This window comes from Exiguobacterium sp. QJM3NY_9 (assembly GCF_056173545.1).
Map to the genome: position 1 here is coordinate 2,745,105 of NZ_CM149679.1, position 22,566 is coordinate 2,767,670.

A 22,566-nucleotide genomic window follows, 5' to 3' on the forward strand; every position below is an offset into this window, starting at 1 on the left:
TTTGTATGATTTCATTTTTAGCGATTTTTTCACGGTTGTTCAAAGGCATTCGACGAGCGTTTCAGATTTCTTATTTCCAGGGACTCCTGTTCCTCTGTTTGTTGACGTTAGTTTCCGGGACAATTTTCTATAGCACCGAAGAAAATTTATCGATCGTCGATGCTCTCTATTTCTGCATCACGACGCTCAGTACGATCGGTCACCCGACGTTCGTCCCGACGACGACACTTAGTAAAATCTTCACGATGGCCTACATTACGATTGGATGCGGTCTGTTCCTGACCTTGATTGCTACCCTCTCGTACGTATTGATTAAGCAACCCGACGAAGATTGATGAAGGGAGAACGTCCGATGCGACAAGCCGCGATTCAAAACAACTTCGACTGGTGTCGGCTCATCTGTGAGCTCCACGGCTGTACCGTAAAGGAAACGGACGATCAATGGATCGCGACCGGAGACGTGCCTGCACTGTATCAAGAAGTGATGATTCGGACGCCCCATCAACACTTGACGTTCGATACAGCAAGCAGTATCAAAGATTGTACGGCGAGCTATGATTTTTCAAAAGACGGTCTGACTCATCTCTTTACAGCAGAGTGGATTGCACGCCAACCGATTTATGATCGTCGGGCCCTGCCGCCTGACTGGACGGTCGTGACAAACGTGCGGCTTGCAGAACAGTTTTTCAAACTCGTCGACGTCCATGACTTACCACGTGACCTATTCAATCGAAAAGAGGTCCGCCTGTTTTTCTCCGATCAACAACAAGCTGCCTTTATCGCTTTTTCGAACGGACAGACGACGGGACTTTCGCATTTAACATCGGATTATCTCGACGAGCGCTTATGGGACGATGTCATACGGCTCAGTTCAGCCCATTTTCCCGGGCAACGAATCGTCGGCTACGAGTATGGCGATCAACTGATCACAGCACTCGAGGCCGGATTTGATGATATCGGTCCGCTCGCCGTTTGGACACGGATGACGCCTTGATTCAGGCGATGTATCGCTTATCGAGGTCGAAGAGTTCATGTAGGTGCACTGCCTTATAGCGCTTTCTCGTCTTCAAAGCGACACGCCTAAAAAGCGTCACATTTCGTTAACTCCTGTGTGGAAAGCAACGAAAAGAACGACGCTCTCTTTTCACGACTACAACTTTGTCTACACGAAAGAAGCACGCCTGACAAATCGTCAGGCGTGCTTCTTCAATGTTTCACATCAAATGATTGATAAAGGCAGTCGCAATCCCAAAATAAACGAGTAACGACAAAATGTCATTGAGCGTCGTAATGAGTGGACCCGAGGCAATCGCCGGGTCAATCTTCAACCGGTGCAAAATCAGCGGAATGATTGTGCCGGCGAGCGTTCCGAAAATCAACGTGATGATTAACGAACTACCGACGACGAGACCAAGAATCGGATTTCCCTGCCAGACATAGGCAATGATGGCGATTAAAATTCCACACGTCACCCCGATGATTAAACCGACGCGGAATTCCCGTAAAATCAAACGCGTAACGACCTTTTTGTCGACTTCCCGTGTAATCAACCCCCGGACGACGACCGCAAGTGATTGCGTTCCTGTGTTTCCGGTCATCCCGGCAATCATCGGCATGAAGAAGGCGAGCGCAACGACTTTCGATAGTGTCTCCTCAAACTGACTGATGATCGAACCGGAAACGAGGCCGATGAACAGTAATAAAATCAACCAAGGCAACCGACGTGTTGCGGCAATCAGTGGTTTCGTCTCAAAATCAATCGACTTACCGGACGCTGCCAGCTTCTCGATGTCCTCATTCGCTTCTTCCCGTAAAACATCTAACGCATCATCGACCGTAATCAGACCGACGAGTACATCGCCTTCGACGACAGGTAACGAAACGAGGTCATAGCGTTCGAACATCTTCGCGACATCTTCCTGATCGGTTTCAGCCGATACACGGATGACTTTTCGATCCATGACGTCACCAATCCGCTCGGCATTATTCGCGAGAATTAAATTCCGGTATGAGATGACACCGACGAGTTCACTCAACTGATTGACGACATAGACATAATTAATCGTTTCCGAATACTCGATATAGTCACGCATCTTTTCGACGGTCTCTCCGACCGTGAAGTCCTCCGGAACCCAAATAAAACGGTTTGTCATCAAGCGACCGGCTGTCTCGACCGGATAGGTCAGCAGGTTTCGGACGACGAGCGCTTCATCCTGACGCATACCGGACAGAAGGCGGTCGACTTCCTCTTCTTGCAGCTCTTCTAAGATGTCGACTAAATCATCGTTTTCCATCAAGTCCATTACGTGACCCGCATGTTCGACATCGAGTCGACGCAAGACTTCTAATTGTTGTTCAAGCTCAAGTTCCTCAATGACATCTGCTAAACGCTCGTGATCGAGATAACGAAGCAGCTGTTCTTGCTCGACTGGTTCTAGCTCAACATAAAGCTTTGCTAAGTCATAGGGATAGACTTCCTCAATCGCTTGTTGTGCTTGTTCACGACGCTCTTTTAACAGCGCATCCAGCAACAATAACTTCCACTGTTGTTCATTCGACTGACTCACGTTACCACCCCCACGTTTTCTCCTTCTATATCTTAGCATGAGATGTTCAAAAGCTCCCCCTTTGAATCCAGTTGACATTTGCAGACAAACCCGTTAAAGTTTGCCCTAAGGAAACATTTATAGTTTAGCGAATGATACATGACTTTATGCAATCTAATTTTTTTAGTTCTTTTTTTGCCCTAAGGAAACTTTTTATACCTTCATTAAAATTTGAAAGGAGCATGTACGATGTACGCGATAGAAGTAGAACACTTATCTGTCTCCTATTTTGAGACGACGGCACTTGAAGATGTGTCGTTAAACATTTTATCCGGTCAGCTCGTCGGCATCATCGGTCCGAACGGTGCCGGAAAATCGACGTTCATCAAAGCCTTGATGGAGTTGATTCCTGCTCAAGCTGAAAAAATCACCCTGCTCGGACAAACGATTGATGCGACGCGAACTCAAATCGCTTATGTCCCGCAACGGAGTGTCATCGATTGGGATTTTCCGATTCGTGTCATCGATGCCGTACTGATCGGTTGTTATCCGAAGCTCGGGTTGTTCAAACGACCGAACAAACACCACCGCGCTTTTGCGAGTGCTTGTCTCGAACGCGTCGGCATGAGTGAATTCGCCGACCGCCAAATCGGTGAACTGTCTGGTGGACAGCAACAACGGGTCTTCTTAGCTCGTGCGCTTGCCCAGGAAGCTGAACTTTTATTACTCGACGAACCGTTCGTCGGTGTCGATGTCGTCAGTGAACGTGTCATCATCGATCTCCTGCGCACGTTGCGTGACGAAGGCAAAACGATCATCGTCGTCCATCACGATTTGAGTAAGGCAGCTGATTATTTTGACGAATTGTTACTCCTTAACAAGACGGCAATCGCGTACGGTCGACCGGAAGAGGTCTTGCAAGCAGATACGATTGAAGGGGCTTACGGGAATCCACTTGCCTTCTTGAAGAAAGCGGAGGTCTCCTCATGAATTTCATCGAAGCGATTTTTCAATACGATTTTTTACAAAAAGCACTCATCACGTCCATCATGGTCGGTGTGATTTGCGGCGTGATCGGATGTTTCATCATTTTGCGCGGCATGTCTTTGATGGGCGACGCGATTTCGCACGCCGTCTTACCCGGTGTCGCGATTTCCTACTTGCTTGGAATCAACTTCTTCATCGGAGCGGTCGCGACGGGTCTGTTGACGGCACTCGGGATTGGATTCGTCAGCCAAAACAGTCGTATCAAGAATGATACAGCGATCGGGATTCTCTTTACGTCCGCCTTCGCTCTCGGGATTATCCTGATTTCATTTTTACGCAGTAGCAGCGACCTGTACCACATCCTGTTCGGTAACGTGCTCGCCGTCCGTCCGAGTGATATGTGGATGACCCTCATCATCGGTATCATCGTCCTCGGTGGCATTTATCTCTTTTACAAGGAATTACTCGTGACCTCATTCGACCCGACGATGGCAGCTGCCTACGGTCTTTCGACACGATTCATCCATTATTTATTGATGATGATGTTGACGCTCGTCACGGTCGCCTCCTTACAGACCGTCGGCATCATTCTCGTCGTCGCGATGCTGATTACGCCTGCTGCGACAGCCTACCTGTTGACGAACCGGCTCTCACGGATGATTTTCCTGTCGGCCAGCTTCGGAACGATTTCCGCCATCATCGGTCTTTACTTGAGCTTCACGTATAATTTATCTTCTGGTGCGTCGATTGTTCTCGTCGCAACCGCATTGTTTGCGCTCGTCTTCATTTTTTCTCCGCGCCACGGCTTGATGCGGAAATGGAAAACATCAACAAAGGAGGTTGCTTCATGAAACTAAAAAATCTCATTCCACTCGTCGGTCTCAGCGCCCTACTCGCTGGATGTTCAAGTGAATCTACAGACAACGATAAACTTCAGGTCGTAACGACCTATTCGATTTTAGAGGACATGGCCCGCGTCGTCGGCGGCGAACACGTCGAGGTCCATAGTATGGTCAAAATCGGAGCAAACCCGCATGAATATGACCCGCTTCCGACGGATGTTCGAAAAATGGCCGATGCCGATGTCGTCTTTTACAACGGACTCAACCTTGAAGCTGGAGGTTCCTGGTTCAACAAATTACGTTCAAGTACGAACAAAGACGATAAAGATGCTCCTGTCTATGAACTGAGTCAAGGTGTCGATCCGAAGTACCTGACATCTAAAGGGAAAGAACAGGAAACCGATCCCCATGCGTGGCTCGATCTTCAAAACGGAATTCAGTATGTCGAAAATGTTAAAGACGGTCTCATTAAAGAAGACCCGGAACATAAAGCTGATTATGAAAAAAATGCATCGTCCTATATTCAAGAACTTGAAACACTCGATACGCGAGCAAAAGAACGCTTTGCCCGGATACCGGAAGAACAACGCCACCTGATTACGAGCGAAGGTGCGTTTAAATACTTTAGTGATGCTTACGATTTTAAAGCCGATTACATTTGGGAAATCAATTCAGATAATCAAGGGACGCCGGATCAAGTTCGCCGCGTCGTCGACTTGATTAAACAACAAGAGATTCCCGTCCTGTTCGTCGAAACGAGCGTCGATCGTCGGAGCATGGAAACTGTCTCGCGTGAAACCGGCGTCCCGATTGGTGGTACGCTCTACACCGATTCACTCGGTGCCGAAGGAAAAGACGGATCGACCTATTTGACGATGATGGAAGCGAACTTCGATACGATTGAACAACAATTGAAATGAGCTAGTCATCGAATCGTCATCATCCTCCTCTCAAATCGATTAAACGACACGGTATACTGACTGATAGAGGAAATCGATTTGGAGGGAAGTTCATGAAACGACAAGTACGTTGGTTTACACTAACGTTGACGGCAAGTCTAGCGCTCGGCGCTTGTGCCCCAGCGGAACAACATACAGACAAACAGATGAGCACAGAACATGCAGAGCACGAGACGCACGGTGCAGGGGATCAACTCGAAAAAACGAGTGCCAAGACGGTTGCACCCGCTTTCTTAAAAGAAACCGATGAATCGATCCAAACGATTTATCTTGCCGTCGCCAAGCATCAAGACTTACTTGAAAAAATGCCGTGTTACTGTGGATGCGGTGAGACGGCCGGTCATACGAGTAACTATGACTGTTTCATCGCCGATCAGACAGCAGCAGGTGAAACGACGTGGACGACACACGGCATCACATGCGGGACATGTCTCGATATCGCGGCACAATCCATCGTCGCCTACCAACAAGGAACACCGATCAAAAAAATCCGCCAAGACATCGATGCGGCTTACGCAACTACTGGAGTCGCCCCGACAAAAACACCTGCATTATAATACTCGTTCAAAAAGCCCCTTACTCATACGGCTGCGCATCTTTAAATGCGTCGTCTGATCGATGGGGCTTTTTTTGTTGACGCACAATTAGCATTCAAAGCGTTAGCGTTTCCTTCTTTCTGTAGACGTTTCATTTCAGCTACACGGTGGAACATTTTGAAGAGATACCTGAAACAGGAAAGGATGACGACAGATGACACAGATGAAAGCCGTTGGATTTCACCAACACTTGCCGATTACAGAAGAGAATAGTTTGATTGATCTTGAACTGCCACGTCCGGAAGCGACTGGTCATGATGTACTCGTCGAAGTTAAAGCCGTTTCCGTCAATCCGGTCGATACGAAAGTCCGGGCACACGGTCAAGATGAAACGGAACCGAAAGTCATCGGGTATGATGCTGCCGGAATCATCGTCGAAGTCGGGAATGACGTCGGACGGTTCGAAGTCGGTGACGAAGTGTATTATGCAGGTGCCGTCAACCGTCCGGGATCAAACAGTACGTTCCAACTCGTCGACGAGCGAATCGTCGCGAAAAAACCGGAACGGTTGACGTTCGCCGAAGCGGCGGCGTTGCCGTTGACAACACTGACGGCATACGAAGCATTGACCGATCGCCTCCATATCTCGTTTGACGCCAAGTCGAACCTCGACAAGACGATTTTAATCATCGGTGCAGCCGGTGGTGTCGGTTCCATCGCGACGCAACTCGCGAACAAAGCCGGACTGACCGTCATCGGGACGGCTTCGCGCAGTGAAACGATCGACTGGGCAAAAGCACACGGGGCACACCATACGATCAACCACCATGAGGACTTCCGCCCGCAACTGGAAGCACTCGGTTATTCGTACGTCGACTACATCTTTTGTTTGAATGCGACCGATCAGCATTTTGAAGCGATGGTCGATGTCATTGCACCGCAAGGAAGTATTTGCAGCATCGTCGAGACCGACAAATTGCTTGATTTAAGTGCCCTGCAACAGAAGAGTGCGAACTTCGTCTGGGAATTCATGTTCACCCGGTCCCTGTTCCAAACGCCTGACATGATGCGCCAACACGATATCTTGACGCAAGTCGCGGCGTGGCTCGATGCAGAGGAGTTAGAAACGACGGTCACGAAAACCTTGACCGGCATCAATGCAGCAAACTTAAAAGAAGCACACCGGCTCGTCGAAAGCGGAAAGACGATCGGGAAGGTCGTCGTCGCAGAAGCATGATCCGGTCACTTCACCCGAGCCATTCAAGTAAAACACTAACTTAACTAAGGTCAATTCTACGCTCAGGCATACTGTCAATCAGTATGTCTTTTCTAATGTTAATTTCTCATATTAAAGGTATTTTAATTTTTCTTCTATATTTTTAAGTCTAAAAAATGTACGATTATGATAAGAAAAATATGTACACAAGTTACATCTAATGCATATATACGCTGACGTAAAGGAGCATTTAAAAATTATATGAATAAATGGTTAAATAAAAAAATCAGTCGGCAAATCATGTTCGCTTTTTATCTTATCTTACTTGTACTTTCAGCGACCTCGATTGCTGCTTACTTTTATACAAATTATCAAGTCGCTAATGCCGAAAGTAGGATTGACGATATCAGCACCAGAGAAGACCGCGCGACGAAGCTCTGGGATACATGGCAGTCGCTTCAGTATGAAGTCAGGGGCTATGTCGTCTTCGGAGATGACGCCGTCATGGATGTGATCGAGTCGAAACAAGCATCACTCGAGCGCCAGACGAAATGGTTCGAACAAAATCGGATTTATGAAGCTGATCAAATTTATGCGACTGACATCCGATCGCTCTATACGTCGTATACGAAATTCGTCATGCCGAGTCTCATCCGTTACGTCCAAGCGAAACAGTCAGGAGCGATTGATGAAACGTTTCTTGAGATGCCGAGTTTAAAAGCAATGATGCCAGACATTCCATCAGATCCTGACCGGAAATTTAAAATGGATGCTTCCGATAGCGAAACGATGCGCACGAGTGTCAACACGATGGAGAGTGTCTTTACGAGTTACCGAAACAGCTTAAACGCAAAGGAAGCAACAGCAAAAGACCAACTCGTTCAACAGACGAAATACGCCGGTTGGATTTGGTTAATTAACCTAGCAGTCCTGTTTCTCGTCGTGTTACTCCTCGTTCGTCCTTTCATCGAACGAACGACGCGTCAAATCCAACTGCTGAGTAAAGAAAGTAAATTGCTCGCGCAAGGACAACATACGCCACCACTGATTCCGATTGAACGATCTGACGAAATCGGAGAACTTAGTAAGTCGTTTCATCAGATGGCATCTGCCTTGATTGATAACAAGCATCGCTTGATGTCGACGAACGATAACTTGGAACAAGCACTCAAAGTGACGTTACGCAATGAAGCGTTACTAAAAACACGAAACCAACTGACAGAGACGCTTGCTTCCCGTGACTCCGTGACGGCTTACCCTGCAGTCATCGAAAAAATGGTTGAAATTACAGGATCGACGCATGGATCAATTATCTTTAAAGAAGGAACGACTGTAACCAACATCATCTCGCACGCAATGACAGATCAAGAACAGGACACCTTGATCGCGACGATTGAACCATTGATTCGTCAGGCGCGCCGTGACAAATTGCCGCATACGGCACAAAATGATGAACGCGCCTTAGCCGTTACTCCGGTTCTTGATCCGAGCACGGATGAAATCATTGCCTATATCTATTTAATGCGTCTAGACATGGCCTTCAACAAACAAGAACAAGAAGAACTTGCGACCTTCTCACGTCAACTCGCCCTATCCCTGCTTCGGATGCGAACGTTTGATGAAATCGACCGTGAACGCGAGAAGACATCCCGTCTCCTCAACTCCATCCGAGAATCCGTCGTCTACATTGAACTGGACGGCTCTAATCAATTAATTAACCGGCCGTTACTTGATCTATTCAACCATTCAATCGAACAAGATTCGGAAGTCGACTGGTTGCTTGATATTGATGAATCGATCGTCAATTTAAAATACCGGGTTGACCAACTGCCTGAGTTTGAGCGTTATTTGCATCAAACCTTTATTGAGCACGAAACCGGTGAAGGTATCCTGTTCTCGATCGATCAGGAAAAACGTTTCATCAAAACGTATTCTGAAAAAATCCACTACGGTGGTCAGTTCCGTGGCATCATGCTCGTTATGCGTGACGTCACGAACGAAGTCGAAATCGATCGTTTAAAAAATGAACTCGTTTCGACGATTTCGCACGAATTACGGACACCCTTGTCATCGATTTACGGATTTACCGAATTGATGATTGAACGTGAGCTGTCACCGAAGCGGCAAAAGACTTACCTCGAAGCCGTTCACTCAGAGACAAAACGCTTATCTCTACTGATTAACGATTTCCTTGATTTACAACGGATGGAAGCAGACCGTCAGGAATATGAGTTTGAATCGTTTGATTTAGTCGAACTGATTGAAGACCTGAAACAATTCCACGGTCTCTCTTCGACGACTCATGTGATTACCGTCTCACACGATGTAACGCATCTGTTAATCGAAGGCGATGCGAAAAAAATCCGTCAATTGTTCGGGAACCTAATCAACAATGCCATCAAATATTCACCGGCCGGCGGAGCCATCGATATCGAATTAGCGGTTCGCGATACGCAGGCTTCCGTCGCGATTCGTGACCACGGAATCGGGATTCCGACTTCTGCGATGGGTGAATTATTCCAAAAATTCTACCGGGTCGATAACTCGGATACACGCAAAATCGGCGGGACTGGACTGGGTCTATCGATTTGTCGCGAAATCGCCCGTGCTCATGACGGTGAAATCCACGTCGAATCCATCGAAGGTGAAGGATCGACTTTTACGGTCGACTTGCCATTGCGCCATCCGAATGCTTGATTTCAACTACACACTTCATACAAAAAGGACGATCGATAAACGCTATCGATCGTCCTTTTTTGATTGCTTGAATTTGCGCTCTTACTTCAGGAGACGGCTCGCCACTTCGACTGTCCGTTTTGCTTGATGACGGACGGCAGGTTCAACTGACTCAACCATCTTCCCTTCCTGGTCGACGGTGACCGTCGTTCCGTACGGGTTCCCTCCTGCTGCAAACAGCACCGAATCCGAATAGCCAGGTGCCGCAACGATTGCACCCCAGTGGAACATCGTCGCATAGACGGCAAGGACGGTCGTTTCCTGACCACCATGCGGGTTTTGTGCAGAAGACATTGCACTGACGACTTTATCGACAAGTTTTCCTTGTCCCCAAAGTCCTCCCGTCGTATCAAGGAATTGTTGGAATTGACCCGGGACATGTCCATAACGCGTCGGCACACTAAAGATAATCGCATCCGCCCAGTCGAGTAAATCGACGGTTGCTTCTTCAATGTCACGTGTCGCGTCCGTATGTTTTTGCCAAAGTGGATTCGAGGCAATCGCTTCCGCCGGTGCGGTTTCTTTAACTTTTGCAAGGCGGACTTCTGCTCCGGCAGCTTCCCCTGCCTCTTTCGCCCACGTGGCGAGTTGATGATTGGTACCGGTCGAACTGTAGTAAATGACTGCTAATTTCACATTAGACATGGAATCGCTCCTTTTTCTACGACAGTGACGGACAATGGATGTACAGGTTATCTTTTCCCATTTTGTCTGTAAAAAAACGTCTTTACCTTGATTTTAAGATTTTTTATGAGTTAGGCATTTCTGAATTTTTTAAGCGCTCGTATATTGATCACGTACAGTACGATAATATAACCGACGAGTCCTAACAGATAGCCCCAAATCGCACTCCAACCGTTCCCATAAATCATGATTTCCTTAATCGCACTCGCCCCGTAGAAGATTGGCATCACGTAACTTAAATTACCGAGGTGGTACGGAATCAAGTCGAGCACAATCAAACCGGAGAAAAAAACTTGTGGGATGATTGTAAACGGAATCAACTGAACAACTTGTAGCGCTGAACTCGCGAACACTGAAATCGTCGCTCCGAATAAAACAGCTGTCGTCGCGAGTAACAATAAGACAAGTAAAACGAGAAAGACGTTACCGTTAGACGCCATTTGTAAGACATAGACCGTGTACAGGACAATCAGGATGGCTTGCATGACGGCAAACACGCTGTACCCCATCGTATACCCGAGGATGACTTCACTTCGTTTGATCGGCGTCATCAACAGACGCTCAAGCGTCCCATCACTCCGTTCCTTGACGAATGCCATCGCAGAAATGACGAAGACCATAAAGAACGAGAATAAGGACAAAAACACATACCCGAGTGAATCAAACGTCGACTGGTCGGTCGAACCATGGACGTAACCCGTTTCTATTGCTGCCGCTGGATTGAGCGAAGTAAGACCCGCTTGAATTTCTTTGACAGCGATTGAAGATTTCGTCGATGGTTCCTGGAGCGTGATGTTCGTCGCTTCCCGGTCAGCACGGAATACCGCATCGACGTCAGGATGACTGGTGAGATAAGTTTTAGCCGAATCTACGTCTTTAGGCAACGCAATCACTTCAAGCTCCTGCTTTTCTAACATTGTCGTGACTTGCGGGGGTGTCACCCCATCGACCGCAACGACGGGGACATAATCCGTATCACCGAGCAGCAGATAGATCAGTGTCAAAATCAGTAACGGCGCAATCAAAATCATCATCACACTCCGCTTATCGTTTAATGTTTGACGGACAACACGTTTCGCTAACTGCATCATCGCGGGTCGCCTCCTTTTTGCTGGTCTGCCGCTAAAATAAACAGTTCTTCGACACGACCCGTCTCTGTTTTCGCAAGTAACTTATCGACCGTATCGTATTCAATCAATGCACCGTTGTAAATCAAGGCAGCCCGGTCACATTCGACGACTTCATCCATGACGTGTGTCGAGACGACGATTGTCGTTCCGTCCTGTTTAATCTGATGGAACTGCCGCCAAATTTCCCGCCGTAAGATGGGGTCGATTCCGACAGTCGGCTCGTCTAAAAACAAAACTTTCGGTTTGTGTAAAATCGAAATCGCTAACGATAACCGTTTTTTCATCCCACCTGAAAAGGCGTGGACCCGTTTGTTCCGATGTGCCGTCAACTCGACGATCGTCAACACCTCCTCAATCCGTTGTTTAAGAACCTGCCGTTCCAACTTATACAGTGAACCAAAAAACTTTAAGTTGTCTTCTGCCGTTAAATCTTCATAGAGCGCATTGTTTTGCGGCATAAATCCGATATCATTCAGCAGCTTCATGTCCGGCATCAATGTCTCTCCGATATGAATCGTTCCTTTGCTTGGGGCAATCGCGCCGATCATCAAGCGAATCAATGTCGTTTTCCCTGAACCCGACGGTCCTAACAGACAACAGATTTCACCGGACATGATCGTTAAGTCGACGTGGCGAATCACCTCTATCTGATCAAACGATTTACTCGTTTCCTTTACTTGAATGTTCATAAAAAATCGCTCCTTTGTATTTCTCTCGTTTTGAGTAATTAAACAAGATATTAGACACCGTGTTGTTTATAATTAAAGTATAGCGAGTCCGTCCAGAAGGCGACAATAAGCAATCACCCGGATTGTGTTGCTTTGGCGACACATCCGTTCAAAGTGTTGAAAAGGAGTGACGAAATGAGTAAGGAACAACAAGATTTACGGGTAATCCGCACTAAAAAATTGATTAAAGAAGCCTTGTTGACCTTGATTGAAAAACAGGGGTTTGACAGCATCACCGTAAAAAATATCGCAAAACAAGCAGAAATCAACCGGGGGACATTCTATAGTCACTACGAAGATAAGTATGATTTGATGAATGCGTACATCGACGAGATTTTTGAAGAAGTGGAAGAGAAGCTGATCAAGAACCTGCAACGTCTGTTCCATCAGGAAAATCCAACCGGCTTTCCACCGGACGCTTACCGGGTGCTGGTTCCTTTTTCAGAGTTCCTTCAACGCAACCGTGTCATCATGAAGTCACTGTTAGGTCCGACGGGGGACCCGCACTTTCAATCCCGTCTAAAGCAGTTCATGCATGACGCACTCTTTAAGCGGGCGTCCGGTTCGTTGTTCTTGAGACAAAAAGCACTTGTCCCAAGCGATTACCTCATTTCCTATATCGCGTCTGCCCATATCGGTGTCATGCAGGAATGGCTCATCCAAGACCGCGATGAATCCCCGGAAGAAATCGCAAAAATCATTTTTACGATCACGACGCAGGGACCCCTTCGAGCCGGCGGTTTGATGTAATTCCCTCACACAACATGCTGTTGCGCACAACTGACGGTGTCCAGAAAACGAGAAAAAGGGACGGTCACCTATCAGCGATAGACCGTCCCTTCTTTCTCGTGTCTTATTCAACTTCAACCGGTTACTTCCGTGTGTTCCTTAGTTCGGAAGAACGGATGCAGTCGGCAACAACCATTTGAACCAACGCCCATGCCCGTCCGTTTCAGCAATCGTCTGTTCCTGGAGTGTCCCGTCCCGGTACAGATCGAGGTGCAAATAACGGTCCTGGACGTTATTGTACAGGTGATAGACGTCACGCATCTGTCCGATTTGTTCAACGACGTGGAGCAGTTCTTTTTTCAGCGCAAGCGGCAACTGATTCGCGACATGGGTATGAAAAATACAGAGGATATGCGCTGTCGGAATTCGCTCGGCACATGGTTCAAGAAGTTGAATCCCGTCCCCTTCAATCAGCTCGAGCGGATGTTCGACGACGTAACGGGCCGCCTGTTCAAACAATTCGAGCCGCTCACGGTGTTCCGTCCAAATCAAGGCCTTTAACCATAGTCGTTCGTCGTCATCCGTCAAATCAACGGTATTCAGGTCGAGTCCGATTCGCTCCGCGATCGGCGGTGCTGTCCGTGCAAGCGGCGGAACATGCTCGCCCTCGATCGTCGACGTCAAGCGAAGACGCGACGCCGGATTTCCGAACGTCTCCCCCGTTCCGTAGTCATATGCGTACTGGTCGAACAGCAACTGCAGACCGGCACTCGTACCGATCTCAAGTAACGCGAGCGGACGCTGTTCGGCTTGATGAATCATCCCGAAGACCGGATAGAGATACGTGCAGCGACGGACTTCGTTCGTTTGGACGAGACGCGTCGTCAGCAACTCAATCAATTCCGTTTCGTAGACCCGGCAAAAATCCTGAAAAGCCGGAAATGACTCATCGAACGGTGCGGCGTCCGTCGTCACACTCGGATAATACCGGGCTAACGGATGCTCGACCCCTTTTAGTAACAGATAATGGACGGCACCAAACAAGAGGTTCGGTACCGGTTGTCCGTCCCGTGCCTGTTGGCATATTGTCAAAATCGCTGTGTCACACGCGACGTGACGCGACAAGTAGTCGTAAAACGGACTCGAGTCCTTGCACTCGCGTTCCGCGAACGTCTGAAACCGTACCGCTAATTCTTCATGTGTCATCCATCTTCCCCCTTGTTTCATTCTTTTATTAGAAATTCACCAAATCCTTCCAAAAACCTTTTTTTAAGCAGGGCAAAAAAAACGAGCGATGCACGCTTCCTTAAGAAGGATAACATCACTCGTTTCTACGATTTTAAGCCGGTGGTGTCCACCGCTTTGCTTCGCTACCATCGGGATAATCGATACCGTCCGGATAAGCGATTAATTCAATCAAGCTGCCCCATGGCGTGACACCATAGACGCCACGGTTACGCGGACCATCCTCGACACCAGCTAACGGATGCGGTGCCGAAAGAAGCGTTCCTCCTGCGTCTTTAAACCGCTGCGTCGCTTCCTGCATGTCATCGACATAGATTGCGAAGTGGTGCAGACCGAGGTCAGAAATCCGTGCCGGTTCCTGATCCGTCGGCGTGCCGAGCTGGAACAGTTCGAGCGTCGGTCCCTTCGCGATTTGCAGTAATCGCATGTGGATGATTGTTTTCCCAGACGGTAATCCGAGTTGCTGTTCGACTTCCTCACCTTGCATCGGTTCTTGCTCAGGGCGTTGCACATCATAACAAACCTCCGCGTCAAAGGCCTGCTTGAAAAATGTCGTCGCCTCTTCCATATCAGGTACAGTCATCCCGACATGATCGATTCCTCTCATCATCGTACTCGCTCCTTTCGCATGATTCCGTTTAATTATTCAAAAGAATAGGATAAGTCCCATTGTTGGCGTGCCTCATCCATCAAGCTCATCACTTGACGTGAGAGTGGTAACGTCCAGTTTTCTCGTCCGTTCATCACCATCTCATTCATCGCTTCGACTTCATACACGAGAGCTTTACCCGTATCTCCGGCTTCGATCGTCTCGACGGTCCCATCCGCCGTATAGGTGATGGTCGCCTTGTCTGCCCGCGGAAAATCATCGACCGTGATAAAGCCCTTTTCTCCAGCGACGATTCCCCGCTTCGGCATCTTCGCCCGCATCGCCAGTGACACGACGGCCAGCTCCTCTTGATTGTTTTTCATCACGATGCCTGACTGTTCATCGACACCTGTCTTGTATTTTTTAAGTGTCGTATGCAATTCGGTCGGCTGACTCGATAAGAACAAGCGTGTGAACGAGAGTGCATACGTTCCGATATCGAGCATCGCCCCGCCGGCAAGATCCGGATTGAAGAACCGATTCGTCGGATCATCTTCCTTGCTACTACCGAACGTGACATTGACCATGCTGATTTTGCCGATTTTCCCTTGATCAATCACTTCATGGAGCTTTCGATACAGCGGCATATGATAAATCGTCATTGCTTCGGCGAGGATTAAATCTTTTGCCTGCGCAAGCTGAATCACTTCTTGAAGTTGCGTACTGTTCATCGTGATTGCCTTTTCACATAACACATGTTTTCCGGCGTTTAAGGCATCGACGATATACGAATAGTGGACGCTATGTGGTGTCGCGATATAGACGACATCAATTCGCCCGTCCTGGAACATCGTCTCCGTATCGGCATACACCTGCTCAATCCCGAACTGTTCAGCAAATCGGTTCGTTTTGTCCGTATTTCTTCCCCACACGCCGAATATCCGTCCATTCACTTCTTTGATTGCTGCGGCAAATTCCGCTGCGATGCCGCCTGGTCCAACGATTCCCCAATTCACTTGTTCCATCTTCAATCGCTCCCTTATAATCCGTACTCATTCTGCCAACAATTCGTATGCCGTCTCTTCCGTCGTGACGAGGACGTTCAGGTATCCTGCCGTCAACGCTGCCCGGATTGCACTCACTTTCGCTGTCGATTCAGCGACTCCAATCGCATAGTTTGCTTGCTTCAATTGTGCCAAATCAATTGAAATCGTCCGCCCCGTCAGCTCGGTTTCGACGAGTTTCCCTGACGCGTCAAAAAAGTTCGAGCAAATATCTCCGACGACTTGTCCGTCTTGCATCGACCGGTCGAGCCGTTCCCCGTAAAACCCAAGCCAGTTCGGACCGTCATTGATCAACGGTGAGCCGATTCCGACGACCGCAACCTGTAATTGACCCCATAACCCTTCGACTTCACGAAAATGTCCTGAATCCGTCAGCGCTGTTTTTAAATCCGATGTCTGGACGATTGCCGGAAAATCGATCAGCTTGGACTGACCGTTTGTTTTTCGTGCCACTTCATAGACAATCGTATTTGCATAATAGCGACTGGCTAGTTTTCCGTCCGGTCCCCCAATTAACGGTACACATGTAATGTCGAGTCCTTTTGTCGGATGCCATGCTTCCGCGACGGCGGCTAACGAGCTGCCCCAAGAAAAGCCAACGACATCCTGTTCATTGATGATTTCGTTCAAATAACTCGCACAGGCCTGTCCCATCGCCATCAATCTATGCGGCTTTGACTCCGCTCGTTTCGTTGGTACGAGAATGACTTCCTTCAAGTTATAGCGTGCTTTTAGTTTTTCTGCGACTGCGACATCACGAAAGGCATCATAATTGATTCGAATCTGGACGATTCCCTGTTCACGAATTTTTTTCAACATCCGACTGATGCTCGTTCGGTTAACACTTAACTCTTTTGCGATTTCACTTTGCGTCATATCCTGTTCGTAATACATACGTGCTACCCGGTACAGCACGTTTATTTCTTGTGGATCGCTCATTATGCACCCCCTTTTGCACAAATGTACACCACAATGCACATTCGTGCAAATGTTTTCCAAATTAAAGAAAAATAAATGACACTGTTCCTTTTACATCTTCTCTAGGCTTAGCACATTCTGACGTTCTCAAGCCTCGACTTTAGGGTACATATCATTAGACAACGATGATACAGACAAGGAGGTTGGCTTTGATGATCGGATTCGGTTATGCATTTTATTTACTGTTAGGCATGCTAAAATTTTCACTCTTTAGCTTTTATACGAACACAGAAGTTTCATTTAAGCTCGTCCTGTTGAATCTCGCCGGGATGTTGCTGTTATCGAGCTGGACGCTGCTCATCCAGTGGAAGAAACGGCGGTGGATTTGGCTTGGTCTGTTAGTGCTACATAGTTTCCTGTTAGTCTCAGATCTTTGGTATTACCGCTACTTTGACGATTTACTGTCCGTTTCCCTGATGTCACAAATGCTTCAAATGAGTGATGTCGGCAGTGGTTTTATGGCACTGATCGTCCCGACCGACTTTTTCCTGTTCGCAGATAGCATCATCTTCGGACTCGTTTTAATCTTCTTACGGAAGAAACGGTTTGACATTGCGAAGCGACAACAACGTCGTTCGGCGGTTGCCGCTTTTCTCGCCGGCATCGTGCTGTTCGCAGCACCGCTCACCTATGCCGTCGTCAAACAGGAGCAGCGGCTCGACCAGTCGATTTCCGACATGCGTGACTACTACCAGCTCGGGTTTTGGGGATATCACGGTGTCGATCTCGCCCGTGGAATCACGCGGGCCATCAGTCCGGACGAATCATTGACGGAAGCGGAGCGGCGACGGCTCGAACAATCCGCACCGGATGAAACGGCTGGTGCTGTCAACACACCGAACATCATCATGGTCCAGTTGGAATCCTTCCAAGGGTCCGTCATCGGACAGACGATTAACGGGCAGGAGCTGACGCCGCACTTAAACGAACTCAAACAGGAGTCGCTCTACTTCGAGTCGTTTTATCACCAAACGCACGAAGGACGGACGTCGGATGCGGAATTCATTACGAATACATCGCTGTACCCGTTGAAGTCGGGCTCGGTCTACACCCGTTTCCCGGACAATGAGTTCGGCGCCTTACCGCAACTGTTAAAAGACAGCGGCTATGACACAGCCGCAATGCATGCCTACGACAAAGGGTTTTGGAACCGGGACAAAGTTTACGACAACCTCGGATTCAATCACTTTTTCAGCAACAAAGACTACCCCGACAACAAAGAAATCGGAATGGCATTAAATGATAAACAGTTTTTGACGAAATCGATCGAACATATGGAGACGCTACAAGAGCCGTTCTTCTCGTTCCTCGTCGCCTTGACGAGTCATACGCCGTATGAGATTCCAAAAGACGAACGCGAACTCGACTTAACAGGGTACGACGATCCGATGCTGAAACGGTATTACCAGACCGTTCATTATGTCGATCAAGGTGTCGGACTGATGATTGATGAATTGAAAGCGAAAAACATGTGGGATGACGCGCTCGTAATCTTTTACGGCGACCACGACAGCGGCTTGACGAACGAAGGCAGCGAACTGCGGGAGAAAGCCGGAATCGACAACCCGGTCGACCTGTTCGAACTCGATCGCCAAGTCCCGCTGTTCATCAAGAAACCGAATCAACAGGACGGAAAGATCATCAAAGAAAACGGCGGACAAATCGATATTGCTCCGACGATCGTCGACTTGCTCAACCTCGAGTCATCCTACATGATGGGCAACTCGCTCGTCGATGATGAACCGAACGTGACGGCGTTCCGCGACGGCTCGTTCCGGTATCAAAACTATTATTATGAAGCGGACTTAACGAAAAAAGCCGGCAACGGTGTCTGTTATGACGTCTCGACGACAAGCAAAGTCGACCTTGATTTATGTAAAAAACAAGTGGACGTCCGGAAGGATTTGCGCTTGTCGGACGCCATCATTGAGAAGAACGGCTTGGAACAATAAACGAATTAAGAAATCACTTTTTCTTCACGCGCTTTCCTGTAGGAGTCGCGTGATTCAAATGATTTCTGCTAAACGAACAGAGGGAGCCGAATGTTAATTCCGGCTCCCTCTGTTCTATTCGTATGAGTGTGCGTCCGGACCGTTTAAAAAAGTTTATACCAGTACAACGTGATATCGATTTCCGGATTAGCAGACTGCTTCAGCGTATCTACCCCGCCAAGAACAAATCCTTCTTTGACGTAAAAACGGCAGGCAATCAGATTATCGTTTTGTGCTTCAAGCGACAGTCCGATTAACGACTGTTCCTTCGCCCAGGTTTCAGCTGCTTCAAGCAACAAATGGCCGACGCCACTTTTCCGAAAACTGCTTCGGACAGCGATATTTTCAATGTAGGCAAAACGATTCCAGTCTTTGAAGAGACGGATCTTTCCAATGCATTCGTTCTCATGAAAAGCTAACAAAACAATTTTTTCACTACTGTCGATATAAGTAGACCAATCCAGTTTGTCATCCGGGAAACGGATTTCTGATGGAGCATCGTATAACTGTTCTTCATATGACCAAAGACCGTTCGAAAAACTCGGGAGAATTTTGCCGATGATCGGGAACGATTCATTTGTGTCGTTGATGATAGTTATAAATTGATTTTTTAAAGGCCGAATCACGATTTTTTTAGATTGATTCATTAATTTCACCCTTCACTATGTATTTTCCAAGTTAATTCTTCAGTTAAATATCGAAAGTTTCTTCTCAATTTAGAGTTAATTTTAATATGACTTACTCAAGTACCCCTTAACCATCGCCACACATTCTTCAACCGAGTAATCACCTTCAATTCTTAATATCGGGCAAGATAATTCATTCATCCACTGCTCATGCAGAACTTTGCTTCTAACTTCTGGACCAGCATGATCATATAGTGAAGCCCACTCCAAAAAAATTTGCGATTGTTCATGCTTATCCCCATCCGGTAATACTTCTTTCCCATATCTTTCGATTTCTCGCTTCTGCAATCTTTCGAGTCTAATTTCCGATGGAACCCACAAGAAAATAACGAGATCGAAATAAGACTTGAAATAATCTCCCCAGTTTACCGTGGCTCCCGATAAAATCCACTGTTCGGATTGTGATAAATCATTCTTTAGCATTTCTATTCTGTCAGGTATAGGTCGTTGTTCGGTAAATTTAGATATCCAAAAGTAATCATCTGTATCAAAAATTTTGTGGGGAAGAACTTCTGCTAAAGCTTTACCCAGTGTTGACGTTCCAGATCCCGAAGCTCCCATGATATGAATTTTATTTTTCATTTTTCTTCTCCTTTATAGATTCTTTGTTTATCCGGTTTCTAATTATATAATTTTCCTGCTCCCAGATTATATTTCAACAAAAAAATTTACTCTAATCCCCAAAACCATCAGAAGTAGACGCATACAATTCAATTGAAACCCTGATATTTAAAGCAGTTCTCAATAAAATTCTATATTAACGAAACAAAAAAGAGACCCTCTATAAGTTCAGTGAACTTACAAAGGGTCTTCCCAAAAATCAAAAGTAGAATAGCAATCCTTCGATCTAATTCTACCAATCAACGGGTTGAATGCTTATATTACATCATTCCGCCCATTCCACCCATGCCGCCCATATCAGGCATTGCAGGAGCAGATCCGGCTGGTTCCGGTTTATCGGCGATGACGGCTTCCGTCGTTAAGAACATCGCTGAAACAGACGCTGCGTTTTGAAGTGCTGAACGCGTCACTTTCGCCGGGTCGACGATTCCCGCTTCAATCATGTCGACGTACTCGTCTGTCGCGGCGTTGTAGCCCATGCCTTGTGCTTCATGTTTAAGACGCTCGACGATGACTGAACCTTCTTGACCGGCGTTTTCCGCGATTTGACGGAGTGGTGCTTCGAGCGCACGGAGAACGATGTTGACGCCTGTCGCTTCGTCGCCTGTTGAGACGGCAAGAATCGATTCGACGGCTTTCGTCACGTGGATGAAGGCTGTTCCCCCACCGGCAACGATTCCTTCTTCGACGGCTGCACGTGTCGCGTTGAGTGCATCTTCAATCCGGAGCTTGCGTTCTTTCAGTTCCGTTTCGGTTGCTGCCCCGACTTTGACGACAGCTACGCCGCCAGCAAGTTTCGCGAGACGCTCTTGCAGTTTTTCACGATCGAAGTCGCTTGATGTTTCTTCGATTTGCGCACGGATTGCGCCGACACGTGCTTCGATTGAATCACTGTGTCCGTGTCCTTCGACGATTGTCGTGTTGTCTTTTGAGACGACGACTTTCGACGCACGGCCGAGTTGCATGATTTGTGTTTCTTTCAAATCAAGACCGAGCTCTTCTGTGATCAATTCTGCCCCTGTGACGATCGAGATGTCTTCGAGCATTGCTTTACGGCGGTCACCGAAGCCCGGTGCTTTCACCGCAACCGCGTTGAACGTACCACGGAGTTTGTTGACGACGAGTGTCGCAAGTGCTTCGCCTTCGACGTCTTCCGCGATAATTAAGAGCGGTTTATTTTGTTGGACGACTTGCTCAAGGACCGGCAAGATTTCCTGGATGTTCGAGATTTTTTTATCTGTGACTAAGATGTACGGGTTCTCAAGCACCGCTTCCATCTTGTCGGAATCCGTGATCATGTATGGTGACGCATATCCACGGTCGAACTGCATCCCTTCGACGACGTCGAGTTCTGTCGTGAAGCCGCGTGATTCTTCGATCGTGATGACACCGTCCTGACCGACACGTTCCATTGCTTCTGCGATCAATTGACCGACTTCTTCGTCAGCAGCAGAAATCGCCGCAACTTGTGCGATCGCTTCTTTACCTTCGATCGGTTTTGCGATTTCGTGGAGCTCTTCGACGGCACGACGGACGGCTTTTTCGATTCCTTTACGGATTACCATCGGGTTCGCACCCGCTGTGACGTTTTTGAGTCCTTCACGGATCATCGCTTGTGCGAGGACTGTCGCTGTTGTCGTACCATCCCCTGCGATTTCGTTCGTTTTCGACGCGACTTCCGCGACGAGCTTCGCACCCATGTTTTCAAAGTGGTCTTCAAGTTCGATTTCTTTTGCGATCGTCACACCATCGTTCGTGATGAGTGGTGAACCGAATTTACGTTCGAGGACGACGTTACGTCCTTTTGGTCCGATCGTCACTTTGACTGCGTCTGCTAATGCGTCGACACCGCGGAGCATCGCGCGGCGTGCTTCTTCACTGAATAAGATATCTTTTGCCATGACTGAAATCCCCCTTTTATTATTGTGCTACTGCTAAAATATCGCTTTCGCGTAAGATTAAGTATTCATTGCCATCGACTTTGACTTCTGACCCGGCGTACTGCGCGTAGATGACATGGTCGCCGACGTTCACTTCAAGTGGTACACGTACACCCTGCTCTGTCACACGGCCTGTACCGACAGCGATGACTTTACCCTCTTGTGGCTTTTCTTTCGCTGACCCAGGAAGAACGATTCCTCCGAGTGTTGTTTCTTCTTTTTTAACGACTTCGATCACGATGCGATCACCAAGTGGTTTTAACATGCGAAACATCCTCCTTGAAAATGACTGTTTTTTAGCACTCACTTTAATGGAGTGCTAACATATTTTTATCTTAAACGGTTTTCAATCGAAATTC

Annotated in this window: 22 protein-coding genes; 10 read left to right on the forward strand and 12 right to left on the reverse strand. The window is 47.6% G+C overall.

From position 1 onward, the window contains the following. Positions 1-5: 5 nt before the first annotated feature. Positions 6-335 carry a potassium channel family protein gene (locus tag AC0VYQ_RS13920; RefSeq protein WP_029331830.1) on the forward strand — a complete coding sequence of 110 codons (330 nt, stop codon included), beginning with the start codon at positions 6-8 and terminating at the stop codon, positions 333-335. 17 nt (positions 336-352) lie between these two features. Then, positions 353-994: a hypothetical protein gene (locus AC0VYQ_RS13925; protein WP_475403829.1), complete on the forward strand. Its 642-nt coding sequence runs from the start codon at positions 353-355 to the stop codon at positions 992-994. 220 nt (positions 995-1,214) lie between these two features. On the opposite strand, the gene mgtE is transcribed toward AC0VYQ_RS13925, so the two are convergent. Then, on the reverse strand, positions 1,215-2,567 hold the full coding sequence (gene mgtE / locus AC0VYQ_RS13930) for a magnesium transporter (protein ID WP_475403830.1): 1,353 nt from the start codon (positions 2,565-2,567) through the stop codon (positions 1,215-1,217). Positions 2,568-2,795: 228 nt separating this feature from the next. Here mgtE and AC0VYQ_RS13935 point away from each other — a divergent pair, with 228 nt between their 5' ends. The 6 genes from AC0VYQ_RS13935 (at position 2,796) to AC0VYQ_RS13960 (ending at position 9,783) form a co-directional block, all read left to right on the forward strand. Beyond that, positions 2,796-3,536, forward strand: coding sequence for a metal ABC transporter ATP-binding protein (locus AC0VYQ_RS13935; RefSeq protein WP_214767820.1), 741 nt, complete (start codon positions 2,796-2,798; stop codon positions 3,534-3,536). Beyond that, positions 3,533-4,384, forward strand: coding sequence for a metal ABC transporter permease (locus tag AC0VYQ_RS13940; protein WP_029331835.1), 852 nt, complete (start codon positions 3,533-3,535; stop codon positions 4,382-4,384). The genes AC0VYQ_RS13935 and AC0VYQ_RS13940 overlap by 4 nt, the downstream gene beginning before the upstream one ends. Next, positions 4,381-5,295: a metal ABC transporter substrate-binding protein gene (locus tag AC0VYQ_RS13945; RefSeq protein ID WP_475403831.1), complete on the forward strand. Its 915-nt coding sequence runs from the start codon at positions 4,381-4,383 to the stop codon at positions 5,293-5,295. The genes AC0VYQ_RS13940 and AC0VYQ_RS13945 overlap by 4 nt, the downstream gene beginning before the upstream one ends. 92 nt (positions 5,296-5,387) lie before the next feature. Then, the gene (locus AC0VYQ_RS13950; RefSeq protein WP_475403832.1) at positions 5,388-5,891 is read left to right on the forward strand and encodes a PCYCGC motif-containing (lipo)protein; all 504 of its coding nucleotides are present in this window, start codon (positions 5,388-5,390) and stop codon (positions 5,889-5,891) included. Positions 5,892-6,084: 193 nt separating this feature from the next. Next, positions 6,085-7,107, forward strand: coding sequence for a zinc-binding alcohol dehydrogenase family protein (locus tag AC0VYQ_RS13955; protein WP_475403833.1), 1,023 nt, complete (start codon positions 6,085-6,087; stop codon positions 7,105-7,107). Positions 7,108-7,347: 240 nt separating this feature from the next. Beyond that, entirely contained in the window at positions 7,348-9,783 is a 2,436-nt protein-coding gene (locus AC0VYQ_RS13960; protein WP_475403834.1) for a HAMP domain-containing sensor histidine kinase, read from the forward strand. An 81-nt stretch (positions 9,784-9,864) separates the two neighbouring features. Here AC0VYQ_RS13960 and wrbA read toward each other — a convergent pair whose 3' ends face one another. The 3 genes from wrbA to AC0VYQ_RS13975 all read right to left on the reverse strand — a co-directional run bounded on the left by wrbA (position 9,865) and on the right by AC0VYQ_RS13975 (position 12,325). Beyond that, positions 9,865-10,467: an NAD(P)H:quinone oxidoreductase gene (gene wrbA, locus AC0VYQ_RS13965; protein WP_475403835.1), complete on the reverse strand. Its 603-nt coding sequence runs from the start codon at positions 10,465-10,467 to the stop codon at positions 9,865-9,867. Positions 10,468-10,577: 110 nt separating this feature from the next. After that, positions 10,578-11,597 (reverse strand): ABC transporter permease, encoded by a 1,020-nt coding sequence (locus tag AC0VYQ_RS13970; protein ID WP_475403836.1) that lies wholly within the window; start codon positions 11,595-11,597, stop codon positions 10,578-10,580. Next, entirely contained in the window at positions 11,594-12,325 is a 732-nt protein-coding gene (locus AC0VYQ_RS13975; protein WP_475403837.1) for an ABC transporter ATP-binding protein, read from the reverse strand. The genes AC0VYQ_RS13970 and AC0VYQ_RS13975 overlap by 4 nt, the downstream gene beginning before the upstream one ends. A 174-nt stretch (positions 12,326-12,499) precedes the next feature. Here AC0VYQ_RS13975 and AC0VYQ_RS13980 point away from each other — a divergent pair, with 174 nt between their 5' ends. Beyond that, positions 12,500-13,114: a TetR/AcrR family transcriptional regulator gene (locus AC0VYQ_RS13980; RefSeq protein WP_475403838.1), complete on the forward strand. Its 615-nt coding sequence runs from the start codon at positions 12,500-12,502 to the stop codon at positions 13,112-13,114. 138 nt (positions 13,115-13,252) lie between these two features. On the opposite strand, the gene AC0VYQ_RS13985 is transcribed toward AC0VYQ_RS13980, so the two are convergent. The 4 genes from AC0VYQ_RS13985 to AC0VYQ_RS14000 form a co-directional block, all read right to left on the reverse strand. Further along, entirely contained in the window at positions 13,253-14,299 is a 1,047-nt protein-coding gene (locus AC0VYQ_RS13985) for a DUF2332 domain-containing protein (RefSeq protein ID WP_475403839.1), read from the reverse strand. A 133-nt stretch (positions 14,300-14,432) separates the two neighbouring features. Then, positions 14,433-14,948, reverse strand: coding sequence for a VOC family protein (locus AC0VYQ_RS13990; protein WP_159173277.1), 516 nt, complete (start codon positions 14,946-14,948; stop codon positions 14,433-14,435). Positions 14,949-14,980: 32 nt separating this feature from the next. After that, positions 14,981-15,952, reverse strand: a complete 972-nt coding sequence (locus AC0VYQ_RS13995; protein ID WP_475403840.1) for a Gfo/Idh/MocA family protein — start codon at positions 15,950-15,952, stop codon at positions 14,981-14,983. Positions 15,953-15,979: 27 nt separating this feature from the next. Further along, on the reverse strand, positions 15,980-16,930 hold the full coding sequence (locus AC0VYQ_RS14000; protein ID WP_475403841.1) for a sugar-binding transcriptional regulator: 951 nt from the start codon (positions 16,928-16,930) through the stop codon (positions 15,980-15,982). A 191-nt stretch (positions 16,931-17,121) separates the two neighbouring features. Here AC0VYQ_RS14000 and AC0VYQ_RS14005 point away from each other — a divergent pair, with 191 nt between their 5' ends. Then, entirely contained in the window at positions 17,122-18,921 is a 1,800-nt protein-coding gene (locus AC0VYQ_RS14005; protein ID WP_475403842.1) for an LTA synthase family protein, read from the forward strand. 143 nt (positions 18,922-19,064) lie between these two features. Here AC0VYQ_RS14005 and AC0VYQ_RS14010 read toward each other — a convergent pair whose 3' ends face one another. The 4 genes from AC0VYQ_RS14010 to groES all read right to left on the reverse strand — a co-directional run bounded on the left by AC0VYQ_RS14010 (position 19,065) and on the right by groES (position 22,472). After that, complete coding sequence (locus tag AC0VYQ_RS14010; protein WP_475403843.1) at positions 19,065-19,607, reverse strand: GNAT family N-acetyltransferase; 543 nt, start codon at positions 19,605-19,607, stop codon at positions 19,065-19,067. Between the two features lie 81 nt (positions 19,608-19,688). After that, complete coding sequence (locus AC0VYQ_RS14015; protein ID WP_029331858.1) at positions 19,689-20,228, reverse strand: ATP-binding protein; 540 nt, start codon at positions 20,226-20,228, stop codon at positions 19,689-19,691. 299 nt (positions 20,229-20,527) lie between these two features. Next, positions 20,528-22,168 carry a chaperonin GroEL gene (gene groL / locus AC0VYQ_RS14020; RefSeq protein ID WP_029331859.1) on the reverse strand — a complete coding sequence of 547 codons (1,641 nt, stop codon included), beginning with the start codon at positions 22,166-22,168 and terminating at the stop codon, positions 20,528-20,530. Between the two features lie 19 nt (positions 22,169-22,187). After that, positions 22,188-22,472 (reverse strand): co-chaperone GroES, encoded by a 285-nt coding sequence (gene groES / locus AC0VYQ_RS14025; RefSeq protein WP_029331860.1) that lies wholly within the window; start codon positions 22,470-22,472, stop codon positions 22,188-22,190. Positions 22,473-22,566 lie beyond the last annotated feature (94 nt).